Below are 12913 nucleotides of genomic sequence, written 5' to 3' on the forward strand. Positions count from 1 at the left end.
CGACTGTCCGGGTGCTGGCGCAGGCCTCGGCGTGGGCGCCACCGTCGGCCGAACGGGCGCCGCCGCCGTCGGCGCGGGGGTCGGCGTAGGCGTGGTCGCAGGGGCCGGGCGCGTCGCCGCCGGCGGCCCGCCGTTCAGCCGCCGCGTCAGATCCTCGGCGCTCGAAGATTGGGCATGAGCCGCCATCGGCGCGGCGCTCAACAGGACGGTAGCGAGAAGCACGGTTTTCATCCCCGAACCTTGGCGCGCGCCTTGGTCAATGGTCAAGCCGCCGGCAGTTCGACCCAGAAGGTCGCGCCCTCGCCCGACACCGAGATCACGCCGATCTCTCCGCCCTGAAGCTCGGTCAGACGTTTGGCCAGGGCCAGACCGATGCCGTGCCCCTCGATGGCCGAGCGTTCTAGGCCCAGCCGGTTGAACGGCTCGAACAACTGCGCCTGTTTCTCGACCGACAGACCGGGGCCGCGGTCGATGACCTCGATCCGCACCCGGTCGTCGGCCCAGGCTGCGCGCAGCCGCACCATTCCGCCCGCAGCGCCGTATTTGACGGCGTTCCCGGCCAGGTTGCCGATGACCTGGGCCAGACGCTGCGAATCCGCCTGGGCGATCAAGGCGTCGCCCTCGACCACCACTTCGACCGACAGCCCCCTGGCCTCGGGCTTCAGGATCAGGGCGCGCCGCACGTCCTCCAGCAGACCCGGCACGTCCGTGGGGCGCAGCTCAACCTTGACCGCCCCGGACTCGGCGCGCGCCACGTCCAGCAGGTCATGGGCCAGGGTCTCGACCTGACGCGCCGTCTTGACCAGCATCTGCGCCATTTCAACCTGGGTCGCCGAGACCCCGCCCAGCTGGCCGCCGGCCCACAGTTCGCCGATGCCGATGATGCCGCCGACGGGGCTCTTGATCTCATGCGCCACGTTGGCCAGCAGACGCGACTTGGCCGCGGAGGCTCGCTCGGCCCGTTCACGCCCGGCCCGCGCCCGCTCGGCCAGCCGGTCGCGTTCCTCCAAAAGGGCCGCCACCATCAGGATCGGCATATAGCCCAGCAGCACCAGAAGCTGAGCCAGCAGGGCCCGGTTCGCGGGTGTAAATGAATGATAGGGACCGTGCCCCGCCATCGTCCCGGCGATCGCCACGACCGAGACCACCACCAGGGCGGCGGCGATCCCGACGACCCGGAACCGCACCGCCATCATCAGCAGCAACGGCATCAGCAGGAAGCCGTAAGGCAGGCTCAGATGCGAGAAGATGGCGTAGCAGGCGCCGCCGATCAGCCCCAGCAGGGCCGCGCTCTCGGCCAGGCGGGCGGGCTGACGCACGATCAACAGATGCCGACGCTGCAAGGCCAGCCCAAAGGCGCCGACCACCACGAATCCCAACGCATGGCCAAACCACCAGATGCGCAGGTTGTTGACGATGTCCGATCCGTTCAACGCATTCAGCGCCAGGGCGCTCAGGATGGCCGCCGGCAGAGGCGCGGCGGCGCAGACGGCCAGGAAACGCGTCAGCCCCTCAACCGAATTGACGCTCAGCCCTGAAACGAAACGGCGCGTCAGAACCACCGCCAGAACGATCTCCAGCAGGTTCATCGCAGTGAACATGACCGACAGGAGCGGCCCGTTTCCGACTAGGAACTCGCCCGCCAGAACCCCGGTGGTCAACAGGACGCCGAAACCCAGGTCATAGGTCAGGCCGCGCCCGCCTCGCAGCCAGACCGCCAGCGCCAGACCGCCCGCGCCCCACAGGGCGGCGATCAGGCCGTTGGTCCGGGCGAAACTGATCGCCAGGACAACCAGCACGGTCACGCCGACAGCCGTCAGGATCGGCGCAAGCGGTTGGCGGAAGAAGGCGGCGCTGGGCGCAGTTGCGATCGCGCCCTTGCCGTCTGCGGAGGCAATGTCGAGAATGGGCTCAGGCCTGTCGAGCGCGGGGCTCATTGTCATGATCGGGTCCGATGTACGCGACTAACACCCCATCCTGCCCAAGCTTCCTAAACATCCTCTGAAGTCAGAAGGCGTTCGCGAGGACCGCGTTGAACGCCCGCACGGCCTCCGCCGGCCCCTTCGGATGTTTCCAGACCCCGGCGCTGACGGCCACGAAATCGGCCCCCGCCGCAGCCAGTCCGGCTGCGTTCTCGACGGTGATCCCACCGATGGCGACGCAGGGGGTCTCCATCGTTTCCTGCCAGATGGTCAGATCGGCCAGCTCGGGCCGATGCGTGGTTTCCTTGGTGTCGGTCGGGAAGAAGGCGCCGAAGGCGACATAGTCCGCGCCCGCCTCGGCCGCCTCCATCGCCAGATGGCGGCTGTCATGGCAGGTGGCGCCGATCATGGCGTCCGGGCCCATGATGCGCCGCGCCTCGGCCACCGGCGTATCCTCCTGCCCGACATGAACCCCGTCGCAGCCCGTGGCCTTGGCCAGGTCCGGGCGGTCGTTCAGGATCACCGCCACGCCGTGCGCCTGGGCGACCGGCGCCAGCCGCGCCGCGGCGGCGCGAATCTGATCGTCCGAGGCGTCCTTGAGGCGAATCTGGAGGGCCGCGACGGGTCCCGCCGACAGGGCCTGGTCCAGCAGGCCGGCAAAGGCCTCCAGGTCGACGATGACCGGGGGCGTGATCAGATACAGCTGACAGGGCGGGCGGGGCGGAAGAGCGGGTTGACGAGCCATGTCCCCGCCCTGCCCGTCCCCGCGCCGGGCGTCAATGTCGCAACCCCATGCGAACGATTTGCACTCGCCTTAATAAATGCTATAGCGAGCCATTCTCAGTAACTGCCTCGGGGCGCGTCGCCTTGTACGTCTGCAACTGTAACGGTCTTCGCCAGCGTGACGTCGCCCAGGCCATCGAAGCCGGCGCCACTCGCCCGCGTGAGATTTTCGCGTCCAATCAATGCACTGCCCAGTGCGCCAAATGCGTCTGCGAAATGCGCCAGATGATTCAGGACACCCAGGCCGCCTTCGCCCTCGCCGCCGAGTAATCTGGCGCGTCGAAAGACGAAATTCACTCGCACTATCAATGCAGTGATAAATACTCGCAAATAAATTTCGCCGCCTTTGCCGTGGTAAAAGCTCTCGCGACAGGCCGTGGATCGAGTCTGGACGCCGTTCGGGCGTCCGTTCCGCCGCCGACGACGAAAGGCGACGACCATGAAGGGCGACCCGGCGATCATCCGCACCCTCAACGCGGTTCTGACCAACGAACTGACGGCGGTTAATCAGTACTTCCTGCACGCCCGCATGTTCGAGAGCTGGGGCCTCAGCCACCTCGGCGAGGTGATCTATCAGGAATCGATTGGCGAGATGAAGCACGCCGACATGCTGATCAAGCGCATCCTCTTCCTGGACGGCCTGCCCAACCTGCAAGACCTGCACAAGCTCAAGGTCGGCGAGGAGCCGATCGAATGCCTGGGTGCCGACCTGAAGCTGGAGATCGACAGCCGCGCCACGACGCGCGACGCCGTCACCCAGTGCGAGGAAGCCCGCGACTACGTCAGCCGCGACCTGCTGATGAAGATCCTGGCCGACACCGAGGAACACGTCGACTTCCTGGAAAACCAGCACAAGCTGATCGAACTGCTGGGCGCCCAGAACTACCTCCAGTCCGCCATGAGCGAGATCAAGACCGACGGCGCCGCCACCGGCGGCTGATCGCTCACTGAACGTCCGCAAGATGAAGGGGCGGCCGGTCTTCGGCCGCCCCTTTTCGTTGGCTAGAGCACTTCGCGTCGCGCCAGATGCGCCACGGCCAGGATCAGAACGACCAGACCCAGCCCCCGCCCAGCCCCAGGGCCGCCTGCATTCGCCACGCCTCGCCGGCCAGGATGTTGACCGGCATCTGCCAGGGCATGAAGACGCCCTGCTTGGCCGAGGTCGCCACCACCGCGAAGAAGGCGCCGCCTATGCCCACGATCAGGGCGGGGACAAAGCTGGCGAAACGCATGGCCACCCAGAACTGGATGGCGATCATCAGCGTGCCCGCGACAAGCATCAGCCCCAGAGCCCGTGCGTAGCTCGCCAGATCGAACGCCCCCGTCGGCGCGACAGCGGGTTTGATCAGGGCCGCCAGCGACACCGAGGCCGTCGACAGCGCCAGCACGCCGGCGCTCATCAGCACCACCAGACCGACCACGCAGGCCGCCTTGGCGGCGTACAGACTCCACCTCGGGATCGGCAGGGCGCGCAGGTGATCCCAGGACTTCGGCCCGTGCTCCATATGCGCCACCAGGGCGGTCAGAGCCGTCACGCTCATCGGCATCATGAAATAGGCCCAGATGGCCGAGCCCGTCCCGATCCACATATCCCAGGGCGAGGGTTGCTTGGCGCGCAGCATCATGAAGAAGGCGAAGACGGCGATCAGGCTGGGCGCGGCCACCGCCAGCAACAGGGCCAGCGACCGGTTCAGCTTGCGAACCTCGACGGACAAAACGGACAGCATCACGCGGCCTCCGGCAGGGGTTGCACGGTTTCCGTGACCTGGCGGTACAAGGCCTCCAGCGAATGCTCGCGCGCGCCGACGGCGAAGACGGCGACGCCCTGCTCGACCAGGGCCCGGTTCAGGCGCGCCGTCACGGCGTCGTGGTCCTGCCCCGCGCGCAGCCGCGCCGTCAGGCCTTCGGCGCTCTTCGTCACGGTCAGGTCGTGTCCGGCCAGCACCGCCGCCGCTCGCTCATGGTCGTCCACGCGTAGATGGATTTCCGGCGCCTCGGCCGCCTTCAACGCCGCCAGTTCGCCCTCCAGCACCAGCCGCCCCTGATGGATGACGCCGACATGGGTGGCGATCTGCTCGATCTCGCCCAGCAGGTGGCTGGACAGCAGGACCGTCGCTCCGGTCCGGGCCGGCAGGTCGCGCAGAAAGCGGCGCATCTCGGCGATGCCGTCGGGGTCCAGACCGTTGGTCGGCTCGTCCAGCACCAGAACCTGCGGCGCGCCCAGCATGGCGCGCGCCAGACCCAGCCTCTGCCGCATCCCCAGGGAATAGCCCGCGACCCGGCGGCCGCCATCGGCCCGCATCTCGACCACGCCAAGCACACGGTCGATCTCTGTCGTCGGCCGGCCCAGCAAGCGGCGGCTGATGTCCAGGTTCTCGCGCCCGGTCAGGTTGCCGTAGAAACCGTGCGTCTCCAGCAAGGCGCCGACCTTGCGCGCCGCCGCGATCCGGTCCCGCGCCACATCGACGCCGCCGATCCGCGCCGTCCCGGCGGTCGGCCGGATCAGGCCCAGCAGCATCTTCAGCGTCGTCGTCTTGCCCGCACCGTTGCGGCCCAGGAAGCCATAGACCGCCTGATCCGGCACGGTCATCGACACCGCATCCACCGCCGTCCGCGCGCCGAAGCGCCGCGTCAGCTCCTCCGTCTCCACCATTCCGGCCATCGCCGCCTCCATTTAACTCTTAGATAAAGTTGCGAAGCAGTGATCTTTAAGTCAAGATTAAAGAAACGTCAGAATCGGAGACCCTCGTGACCCGAGACCTCGACCGCTTTCGCCGCCTCTGCGGCCAGTACCGCTGGCTGGCGATCTTCATGGTGGCCAGCGTGGGCGGCCTGCTGGCGCTGATGCACGTCGTCGCGCCGGCAGCGCATTGGCTCCGCAACCCGTCGCCCGACTTTCCATGGCGGTTCGGAGGTGACCTGATCTGGGCCTCCCCTGCCGTCTGTTACCTGCTCGGCGTCTGGTTCATCGGGCGGGCGATGGGGCAGCTGGCGCGCGGACGGCTGATCCAGCCGACCCTGGCCTCGGCCCTGCGCCGTGTCGGCCTGTCGCTCGGCTTCGGCGGGGTGATCAGCGTCTTCGTCGTCACCAACCTGCTTCGCCTGCTCGGGCACACCAGCGGCGGCTACCTGCATTTCGACGTGGCGGGCATGACGCTCGGCATGATCGGCGGCGCCCTGTTCCTGCTGGGTCGAGTGGTCGATCAGGCCGGGGCCGTCCAGGCCGAACTGGACGAGATGATCTGATGGCCGTCCGCGTCACCCTCGACGCACTGATCGTCGCCAAGGGGATCAAGGCCCGCGATCTCGCCGCCCAGGTCGGGCTCAGCGAGACCCAACTTTCATTGTTCCGTTCGGGCAAGGTGAAGGGCATCCGCTTTCGCACCCTGGCCCGACTGTGCGCGGCCCTGGGCTGCCGGCCCGGCGACCTGCTGGACTATGACCTCGATCCCGCCGATCTGGAGCCGCCCGGCGGGGAAGAGGCGGACTGACGAGGCCGGTTCAATCGACCGCCGATCGGCGCCCCATTGCCCTTTTTCCGCTGTTCCTCTACGGCTCGCCGCGATTTCGCGCGCCCGCCTTTGATGCGGCCGGGCCGCCCCCAGCCCTCAGATCCAGCGGTTTCTATGAAAATCAACGGCAACAACATCAAGCCCGGCATGGTCCTGCAGCACAACGGCGGCCTCTGGGTCGTCACCAAGGCCAGCCACGTCAAGCCCGGCAAGGGCGGCGCCTTCGCCAACGTCGAGGCCAAGAACCTCGAAACCGGCAACAAGCTGTCCGAGCGCTTCCGGTCGGAAGACAAGGTCGAGCGCGTCACCCTGGAACAGAAGGACTTCTCCTACCTGTTCGACAACGGCGACAGCCTGGTCTTCATGGACGACGCCACCTACGAGCAGATCGAACTGCAAAAGGGCTGGGTCGGCGACGAGCGCATCCCCTACCTGCAAGAGGGCATGAAGGTCATCATCGAGATGCACGAAGAGCGTCCGATCGGCCTCGAGCTGCCGGAACAGGTCACGCTGGAAGTGGTCGAGACCGAGCCCACCGTGAAGGGCCAGACGGCCTCGTCGTCCTACAAGCCGGCCAAGGCCAACAACGGCGTCCGCATCATGATCCCGCCCTACATGGGCGTGGGCGAGCGCATCGTCGTCGACACCTCAACCGGCGAATACGTCCGCCGCGCGGACTAACAAACACCGTCTTTCCCGGCCAAGGTCGGGCGCTGTAAGACGTATCTACAGGGGCGCGGATGGTCCGCGCCCCTTTTGCTTCTCCGTCTCTCCGGGCCGACAGGGCCTTCAAGGATAGCCGGACCAGGAGAACCCCATGGCCCTCGCCTCTGCTCTCGTTCAGGTCATCATCAGCGCGGTCCGCAAGACGGCCCGCCCCATGCTCCGCGATTTCGGCGAAGTCGCCCAGCTTCAGGTTTCGCGCAAAGGGCCCGGCGATTTCGTCACGGCCGCCGACCTGAAGGCCGAAGACACCCTCTACGAACTGCTGATGAAGGCCCGCCCCGGCTACGGCTTCCTCGGCGAGGAACGCGGCCTAGTCGAAGGCACCGACAAGTCGCACACCTGGATCGTCGATCCGATCGACGGCACCACCAACTTCATGCACGCCATGCCCCACTTCGCCATCACGGTGGGCCTGGAGCGCAAGCACCCCGACGGCTCGTCCGAGATCGTCGCCGGCGTCACCTACAACCCGGTGATGAACGAGCTGTTCTGGGCCGAAAAGGGCAAGGGCTGCTATCTGAACGACCAGCGCATCCGCGTCTCGGGCCGTCGCGACCTGTCGGAAAGCCTGATCTCGACCGGCCTGCCCTTCATCGGCAAGTCGGGCCACGCCCAGTCGATCAAGGACATCCACGCGGTCGGCCAGCGCGTCGCCGGCATCCGCCGTCTGGGCGCCGCCTCGCTGGACTTCGCCTGGGTCGCCGCGGGCCGCTACGACGCCTTCTTCGAGCGTAACCTGCAGCCGTGGGACGTGGCGGCGGGCATCCTGTTCGTCACCGAAGCCGGCGGCGTGGTCACCACCATCGACATCGACGGCGACCCCAAGAACGGCAAGCAGATCGTCGCCGCCAACCCGGAACTGCACCCGCAGCTGCGCAAGCTCCTGCAAGCGGCCTAAGACCCGGCGTCCATCGACATCGGCAAGAGGCGGCGCGGCGAAAGCCCCGCCGCCTTTTCCTTGCGCCCTTCACAGCCACGTCGTGCGCGCCCCCTACCCTCGGCGCATGATCCGTCTCATCCTGAGCGCCGCTCTCGTTCTCAGCGGAACCCCTGCCATGTCTGCGCCCCATCCACAGGTCATCGCCCATCGCGGCGCGTCCGGCGAACGGCCCGAGCATACGGCCTTGGCCTATCAGCTCGCCGTCGAACAGGGGGCGGATTTCATCGAGCCGGATCTGGTCATGACCCGCGACGGACAGTTCGTGGTCCGCCACGAAAACGAGATCGGTGGCACGACCGATGTAGCCGAGCGGCCCGAGTTCGCGGATCGCAAGACGACCAAGACCATCGACGGCGTCGACACCACCGGCTGGTTCACCGAAGACTTCACCCTGGCCGAGTTGAAGACCTTGCGCGCCCGCGAGCGCCTGCCGCTGCTCCGCCCCGCCAACACCGCCTGGGACGGTCAGGAGCTCATCCTGACCTTCGACGAGGTCGTCGCCATCGCCCGCGAGGAAACCGCCCGCACGGGGCGCGTCATCGGCGTCGCGCCGGAGCTGAAGCACCCCTCCTATTTCGCCGGCATCGGCTTGCCGATGGAGGACGCCTTTGTCGTCGCGCTTGAGCGTCACGGCCTGACCGAAGCAGACGCCCCGATCCTGGTCCAGTGCTTCGAGGTCGGACCGCTGCAACGGCTGAAGGCCCGCATCGACGCGCCCCTGCTACAACTGATGAGCGTCTCTGGCGGCCCCGCCGACCGTCCCGACCTGACCTACGCCGCCATGAGCACGCCGGACGGCCTGGGCGCCGTCGCCGCCTATGCTGATGCGGTCGGGGTCGAGACCGGGATGATCCTGCCGCGCGACGACATGGCCCGCAGCCGACCCGCCACTTCGCTGGTCGCCGACGCCCATGCGGCGGGGCTGAAGGTCGTGGTCTGGACCTTCCGCGCCGAGAACGCCTTCCTGCCGCTAGACCGCCGCCACGGCGACGCACCCGCCGACCACGGCGACCTGAGCGGCTATCTGCAGGCCTTCTACGCCCTCGGCGTCGACGCCGTGTTCAGCGACTTGCCGGGCGCGGCGGTCGGAGCGCGCTAGGCCTTACGTCCCCTGGAACTGCAGGGCCGCCAGACGCGCATACAGGCCGCCGCGCGCCGTCAGCTCGGCGTGGGTGCCTTCTTCGACCACCTTGCCGCCGTCCATGACGACGATGCGGTCGGCCCGCAGAACCGTCGCCAGACGGTGGGCGATGACCAGGGTGGTGCGCGCCTCCATGGCCTGATCCAGCGCCGCCTGCACCAGACGCTCGTTCTCGGCGTCGAGCGCGCTGGTGGCCTCGTCCAGCAGCAGGATGGGGGCTTCACGCACCAGGGCGCGAGCGATGGCCAGGCGCTGGCGCTGGCCGCCCGACAGGCTCTTGCCGCGCTCGCCCAGCGGCGTGTCGAAGCCCTGCGGCAGGGCCTCGATGAAGCCCAGAGCCTGGGCCTCGTCGGCCACGGCGCGGGCTTCGGCCAGGCTTGCGACTTCACGGCCGAAGCGGATGTTCTCCAACGCCGAGCCCGAGAACAGGGGCGCCTCTTGCGACACCCAGGCGAAGCGCTCGCGCACTTCGATCGGATCGGCGGCGCGCACGTCCACGCCGTCCACCGACACCAGACCCGATTGCGGATCATAGAAGCGCAGCAGCAGACGGAAGACCGTCGACTTGCCCGCCCCCGACGGCCCGACCAAGGCCACGGTCTCGCCCGGACGCACGGTCAGGCTGAAGCCCTTCAGCGCCGGCAGGTCGGGACGGCCCGGATAGGCGAAGTCCACCGCCGACATCGACACCTCGCCCAGCGGCGGCTGCGGCAGGGCGACCGGCGTCGCGGGCGGGGCGATGGCGGGGACGGCCCGCATCAGTTCGTCGATCCGCTCCATGGCCCCGGCGGCCTTCTGCACGTCGCCCCAGCTTTCGCCTAGCGCGCCGACAGCCCCCGCCGCGAAGACCGACAGCAGGACGAACTGCAGCAGCGCCCCCGGCGTCATGCTTCCGGCGATCACGTCCTGCGCGCCCAGCCATAGCACCAGGGTCACGCCGCCGAACATGACGACGATGATCAGGGCGGTCATCACCGCCCGCGCCCGCATCCGGATCAGGGAGACGCCGAAGGCCTCCTCCACCGCCGCGCCAAAGCGGCCGATGGCGCTCTTTTCACGGCCAAAGGCCTGGACCGTCTCGATGGCGTCCACGCTCTCGCCGGCGAAGCCGACAGCATTGGCGAAGGTGTCCTGCGACTTGACCGTCAACTTGCGCACCTGACGGCCGAAGACGAACAGCGGCACGATCAGCACCGGCACGATCAGCAGCACGAAGCCGGTCAGCTTGGGGCTGACGAAGAACAGCAGGATCACCCCGCCGATTAGGGTGAAGAAGTTGCGCAGGGCATAGCTGACCGAGGTGGTCAGCAGGGTGTCGACCAGTTGGATGTCCGTGGTCAGGCGCGACAGCACCTCGCCGGTCCGCATATGGGCGAAGAAGACCGGATCCAGCGTCAGGATGCGCTTGAACAGGGCGGTGCGCAGGTCGGCGATGACCCGCTCGCCGGTCTTGGTGACGTAGAAATAGCGGAAGGCCGTCGCCAGCCCGAGAATCAGGGCATTGGCGCCCAGAATCAGGAACCACAGATTGATGTCGCGGCCGCCGTTATCGAAGCCGTTGTCGATGGCCCCCCGCGCCGTCGCGGTCAGCGCCAGCGACGCCGCGGTCGAGCCGATCAGCCAAAGGCCGGCGATCCCCGCGTCCAGCCGATGGCGCATCATGAAGGGCAGCAGACGCCCCAGGGGCTTGATGTTGCGGGTCTTGGCGCGCTTGCCGCCCGCCTCGTCCATCTGCTCGACCAGAAGGGCGCCGGCGCCGGGGCGGCCCCGAGCCGCTGAGCTGGCTTCTTGAGGAGCGGAAGGTGAGGAAACCTGGGTCATACCCGCGCTCTTGCCCCGGAACGCCCCCCGGTGTAAACGCCGCCCCTCATTCCCGCCGCAGCCTCGGCGGGTTTCTCTATTTACGCGCACTGACGGTCGGCATCGTCGCCGCGCAGAGACGGATCAGACCTATGAAAGCGGACACGCACCCCGACTACCACTTCATCACGGTTGTGAAGCCGGATGGCAGCACCTTCCAGACCCGTTCGACCTACGGCAAGGAAGGCGCCTCGCTGGCCCTCGACATCGATCCGTCGACCCACCCCGCCTGGACCGGCGGCAACGCCCAGATGCTGGACCGCGGTGGCCGCGTGTCGCGCTTCAACAACAAGTTCGGCGGCTTCATCAAGAAGTAAGCCTTACAGCCTGCGACATAGTCGCCACAGAAGCGCCGGTCCGATGGGCCGGCGCTTTTTGTTTGCCCGGAACGTCGATAACATGGCTGCGTTCGATCCTTCGGGGCGCAGGCGACGGGTCTGGCGCCGGACCGGACTTAAGAGCTTTTGCATATGAACCGACGGGAATTGGGCTTTGGCGTCGCCACGACGACCCTGACCCTTGGCGCGGCCTCCTCCGCACTGGCGCAGAACCGACCGGTCGATCCCCAGGCCTTTATCGCCGGCTTCGACGCCCAGGCCAGCCGCCTGCCCGAGGCCGTGCAGGCTGACGTCCGCGCCGTCTATCAGCTGACCGGCGGCAAGCCGATCTGGACCGCCGATCGCCTGCGCGTGCTTCAGGAAGTCGCCGCCGGCGCCGAGCGTCACGCCCTGCCCGCCGGGGACTTCTTCGACTTCGTCGGCCTGGCCGCCGATCCCGCCTCGGCCGAGATCCGCACCACCGCCGCCGCCGTGACCTACGCCCGCGTTCTGGCCGAGGGCCGCGTCCGTCCCGAGACGGTCGAGGACCTGTGGGAGATGAACAAGAACAGCGTCGACATTCCCGCCGGCCTGACCCAGGCGATCAGCGCCAACCGCCTGAGCCAGTGGTTCGACGGCCTGGCCCCGACCGACATCGGCTACACCAATCTGTCGGCCGGCTATGCCCGCTATCGTCGCATCACGCGCGCGGGCGGCTGGCCCGCCTTCCGGTCCGGTCCCACCATCGAACCGGGCGCCAGCGACAACCGCATCCCCGCCCTGATCGCCCGCCTGGTCGCCGAAGGCGACCTGAGCGCCGCCGCCGGCGAACGGCTCAAGGGCAATCTGGCCTATGGCGCTGAACTGCAACAGGCCGTGCGCGGCTTCCAGACCCGTCACGGCCTGGGCGCCGACGGCCGGGTCGGCCCCGGCACCCAGCGCTCGCTCGGCGCCTCGGCCGAAGACCGCGCCCGCCAGATCGCTCTCAATCTGGAACGCCGCCGCTGGCTGAAGCGCGAACTGAATCCCGAGCGGATCGAGGTCAACACCGCCGCCGCCATCATGGTCTACTGGAAGGACGGCAAGCCGGTTCACTCCAACCGCGTCGTCGTCGGCACGGCCGAGAACCAGACCCCCAGCCTGGAGAAGCCCTTCGCCTCGGTCGTGGCCAATCCGCCGTGGACCGTGCCCATGGGCATCGCCCGCCGCGAGATCCTGCCCAAGGGTCCCGGCTATCTGGCCGCCCACGACATGTACATCAACGCCGACGGCTGGGTGGTGCAGCGCGCCGGTCCGCAATCCTCGCTGGGCTATGTGAAGTTCGAGCTGCGCGACAGCTACGCCATCTTCCTGCACGACACCCCGGGCAAGGCCGCCTTCAACCTGACGGTGCGCCAGCGCAGCCACGGCTGCGTGCGGGTGCAGAACGCGGTCGAATTCGCTCGCCTGCTACTGTCGCCCGATCCGACCAAACTGGCTGAGTTCGACGTCGCCCAGGAAAGCCGTCAGACCACACGCGTCACCACCGGCCGCGAGATCGCCGTCCGTCTGCTCTACTGGACCGCCTTTGTGGACGGACAGGGGCGGGTCGCCTTCCGCGAAGACGTTTATCAGCGGGACGCCAAACTGGCCGACGCCCTCGGCATCGCCGTCAACCTGCCGCGCGTGATCGCCGACGGACCGAGCGACGCCAACGACGTCGGGCCGTAGAA

The 12913-nt window shown here is 68.0% G+C and carries 15 protein-coding genes; 9 read left to right on the forward strand and 6 right to left on the reverse strand.

Annotation, left to right across the window (positions count from 1 at the left end; genetic code table 11):
- The 3 genes from ACREEF_RS03780 to thiE all read right to left on the reverse strand — a co-directional run.
- Window positions 1-222: hypothetical protein (locus tag ACREEF_RS03780; RefSeq protein WP_431564278.1), on the reverse strand; the 222-nt coding region annotated here is incomplete at its 3' end.
- 41 nt (window positions 223-263) lie between these two features.
- The gene (locus ACREEF_RS03785; protein ID WP_431564279.1) at window positions 264-1943 is read right to left on the reverse strand and encodes an ATP-binding protein; all 1680 of its coding nucleotides are present in this window, start codon (window positions 1941-1943) and stop codon (window positions 264-266) included.
- A 64-nt stretch (window positions 1944-2007) separates the two neighbouring features.
- The gene (gene thiE / locus ACREEF_RS03790) at window positions 2008-2667 is read right to left on the reverse strand and encodes a thiamine phosphate synthase (protein WP_431564280.1); all 660 of its coding nucleotides are present in this window, start codon (window positions 2665-2667) and stop codon (window positions 2008-2010) included.
- Between the two features lie 122 nt (window positions 2668-2789).
- Here thiE and ACREEF_RS03795 point away from each other — a divergent pair, with 122 nt between their 5' ends.
- Window positions 2790-2975, forward strand: coding sequence for a (2Fe-2S)-binding protein (locus ACREEF_RS03795; protein WP_431564281.1), 186 nt, complete (start codon window positions 2790-2792; stop codon window positions 2973-2975).
- A 169-nt stretch (window positions 2976-3144) separates the two neighbouring features.
- Complete coding sequence (bfr, locus tag ACREEF_RS03800) at window positions 3145-3645, forward strand: bacterioferritin (RefSeq protein ID WP_431564282.1); 501 nt, start codon at window positions 3145-3147, stop codon at window positions 3643-3645.
- 103 nt (window positions 3646-3748) lie between these two features.
- Here bfr and ACREEF_RS03805 read toward each other — a convergent pair whose 3' ends face one another.
- Entirely contained in the window at window positions 3749-4432 is a 684-nt protein-coding gene (locus ACREEF_RS03805) for an ABC transporter permease (RefSeq protein ID WP_431564283.1), read from the reverse strand.
- Complete coding sequence (locus ACREEF_RS03810; protein ID WP_431564284.1) at window positions 4432-5367, reverse strand: ABC transporter ATP-binding protein; 936 nt, start codon at window positions 5365-5367, stop codon at window positions 4432-4434. Before ACREEF_RS03810 ends, ACREEF_RS03805 begins: the two co-directional genes overlap by 1 nt.
- A gap of 149 nt (window positions 5368-5516) precedes the next feature.
- Here ACREEF_RS03810 and ACREEF_RS03815 point away from each other — a divergent pair, with 149 nt between their 5' ends.
- The 5 genes from ACREEF_RS03815 to ACREEF_RS03835 all read left to right on the forward strand — a co-directional run bounded on the left by ACREEF_RS03815 (window position 5517) and on the right by ACREEF_RS03835 (window position 8982).
- The gene (locus ACREEF_RS03815) at window positions 5517-5951 is read left to right on the forward strand and encodes a DUF2975 domain-containing protein (RefSeq protein WP_431564338.1); all 435 of its coding nucleotides are present in this window, start codon (window positions 5517-5519) and stop codon (window positions 5949-5951) included.
- Window positions 5951-6196, forward strand: a complete 246-nt coding sequence (locus ACREEF_RS03820) for a helix-turn-helix domain-containing protein (protein WP_431564285.1) — start codon at window positions 5951-5953, stop codon at window positions 6194-6196. Before ACREEF_RS03815 ends, ACREEF_RS03820 begins: the two co-directional genes overlap by 1 nt.
- A gap of 135 nt (window positions 6197-6331) precedes the next feature.
- Window positions 6332-6898 (forward strand): elongation factor P, encoded by a 567-nt coding sequence (gene efp, locus ACREEF_RS03825; RefSeq protein WP_431564286.1) that lies wholly within the window; start codon window positions 6332-6334, stop codon window positions 6896-6898.
- A gap of 136 nt (window positions 6899-7034) precedes the next feature.
- Window positions 7035-7841, forward strand: coding sequence for an inositol monophosphatase family protein (locus tag ACREEF_RS03830; RefSeq protein WP_431564287.1), 807 nt, complete (start codon window positions 7035-7037; stop codon window positions 7839-7841).
- Between the two features lie 106 nt (window positions 7842-7947).
- On the forward strand, window positions 7948-8982 hold the full coding sequence (locus ACREEF_RS03835) for a glycerophosphodiester phosphodiesterase (RefSeq protein WP_431564288.1): 1035 nt from the start codon (window positions 7948-7950) through the stop codon (window positions 8980-8982).
- A gap of 3 nt (window positions 8983-8985) precedes the next feature.
- On the opposite strand, the gene ACREEF_RS03840 is transcribed toward ACREEF_RS03835, so the two are convergent.
- Window positions 8986-10845, reverse strand: coding sequence for an ABC transporter transmembrane domain-containing protein (locus ACREEF_RS03840; RefSeq protein ID WP_431564289.1), 1860 nt, complete (start codon window positions 10843-10845; stop codon window positions 8986-8988).
- Between the two features lie 131 nt (window positions 10846-10976).
- On the opposite strand from ACREEF_RS03840, the gene rpmE reads away from it, so the two are divergent.
- Together rpmE and ACREEF_RS03850 are read left to right on the forward strand one after the other, a co-directional pair.
- Window positions 10977-11201, forward strand: a complete 225-nt coding sequence (gene rpmE / locus ACREEF_RS03845) for a 50S ribosomal protein L31 (protein ID WP_105562861.1) — start codon at window positions 10977-10979, stop codon at window positions 11199-11201.
- Window positions 11202-11354: 153 nt separating this feature from the next.
- Entirely contained in the window at window positions 11355-12911 is a 1557-nt protein-coding gene (locus ACREEF_RS03850) for a L,D-transpeptidase family protein (RefSeq protein ID WP_431564290.1), read from the forward strand.
- Window positions 12912-12913: the final 2 nt, after the last annotated feature.

It is taken from the genome of Brevundimonas sp., assembly GCF_050729455.1.
In the GTDB taxonomy this organism is placed as follows: domain Bacteria; phylum Pseudomonadota; class Alphaproteobacteria; order Caulobacterales; family Caulobacteraceae; genus Brevundimonas.

Bases quoted from the DNA above. Each gene is read 5' to 3' on its own strand.
- ACREEF_RS03785 (WP_431564279.1), bottom strand. From the start codon at position 1,943: ATGACAATGAGCCCCGCGCTCGACAGGCCTGAGCCCATTCTCGACATT.
- thiE (WP_431564280.1), bottom strand. From the start codon at position 2,667: ATGGCTCGTCAACCCGCTCTTCCGCCCCGCCCGCCCTGTCAGCTGTAT.
- bfr (WP_431564282.1), top strand. From the start codon at position 3,145: ATGAAGGGCGACCCGGCGATCATCCGCACCCTCAACGCGGTTCTGACC.
- ACREEF_RS03805 (WP_431564283.1), bottom strand. From the start codon at position 4,432: ATGCTGTCCGTTTTGTCCGTCGAGGTTCGCAAGCTGAACCGGTCGCTG.
- ACREEF_RS03810 (WP_431564284.1), bottom strand. From the start codon at position 5,367: ATGGCCGGAATGGTGGAGACGGAGGAGCTGACGCGGCGCTTCGGCGCG.
- ACREEF_RS03815 (WP_431564338.1), top strand. From the start codon at position 5,517: ATGGTGGCCAGCGTGGGCGGCCTGCTGGCGCTGATGCACGTCGTCGCG.
- ACREEF_RS03820 (WP_431564285.1), top strand. From the start codon at position 5,951: ATGGCCGTCCGCGTCACCCTCGACGCACTGATCGTCGCCAAGGGGATC.
- efp (WP_431564286.1), top strand. From the start codon at position 6,332: ATGAAAATCAACGGCAACAACATCAAGCCCGGCATGGTCCTGCAGCAC.
- ACREEF_RS03830 (WP_431564287.1), top strand. From the start codon at position 7,035: ATGGCCCTCGCCTCTGCTCTCGTTCAGGTCATCATCAGCGCGGTCCGC.
- ACREEF_RS03835 (WP_431564288.1), top strand. From the start codon at position 7,948: ATGATCCGTCTCATCCTGAGCGCCGCTCTCGTTCTCAGCGGAACCCCT.
- ACREEF_RS03840 (WP_431564289.1), bottom strand. From the start codon at position 10,845: ATGACCCAGGTTTCCTCACCTTCCGCTCCTCAAGAAGCCAGCTCAGCG.
- rpmE (WP_105562861.1), top strand. From the start codon at position 10,977: ATGAAAGCGGACACGCACCCCGACTACCACTTCATCACGGTTGTGAAG.
- ACREEF_RS03850 (WP_431564290.1), top strand. From the start codon at position 11,355: ATGAACCGACGGGAATTGGGCTTTGGCGTCGCCACGACGACCCTGACC.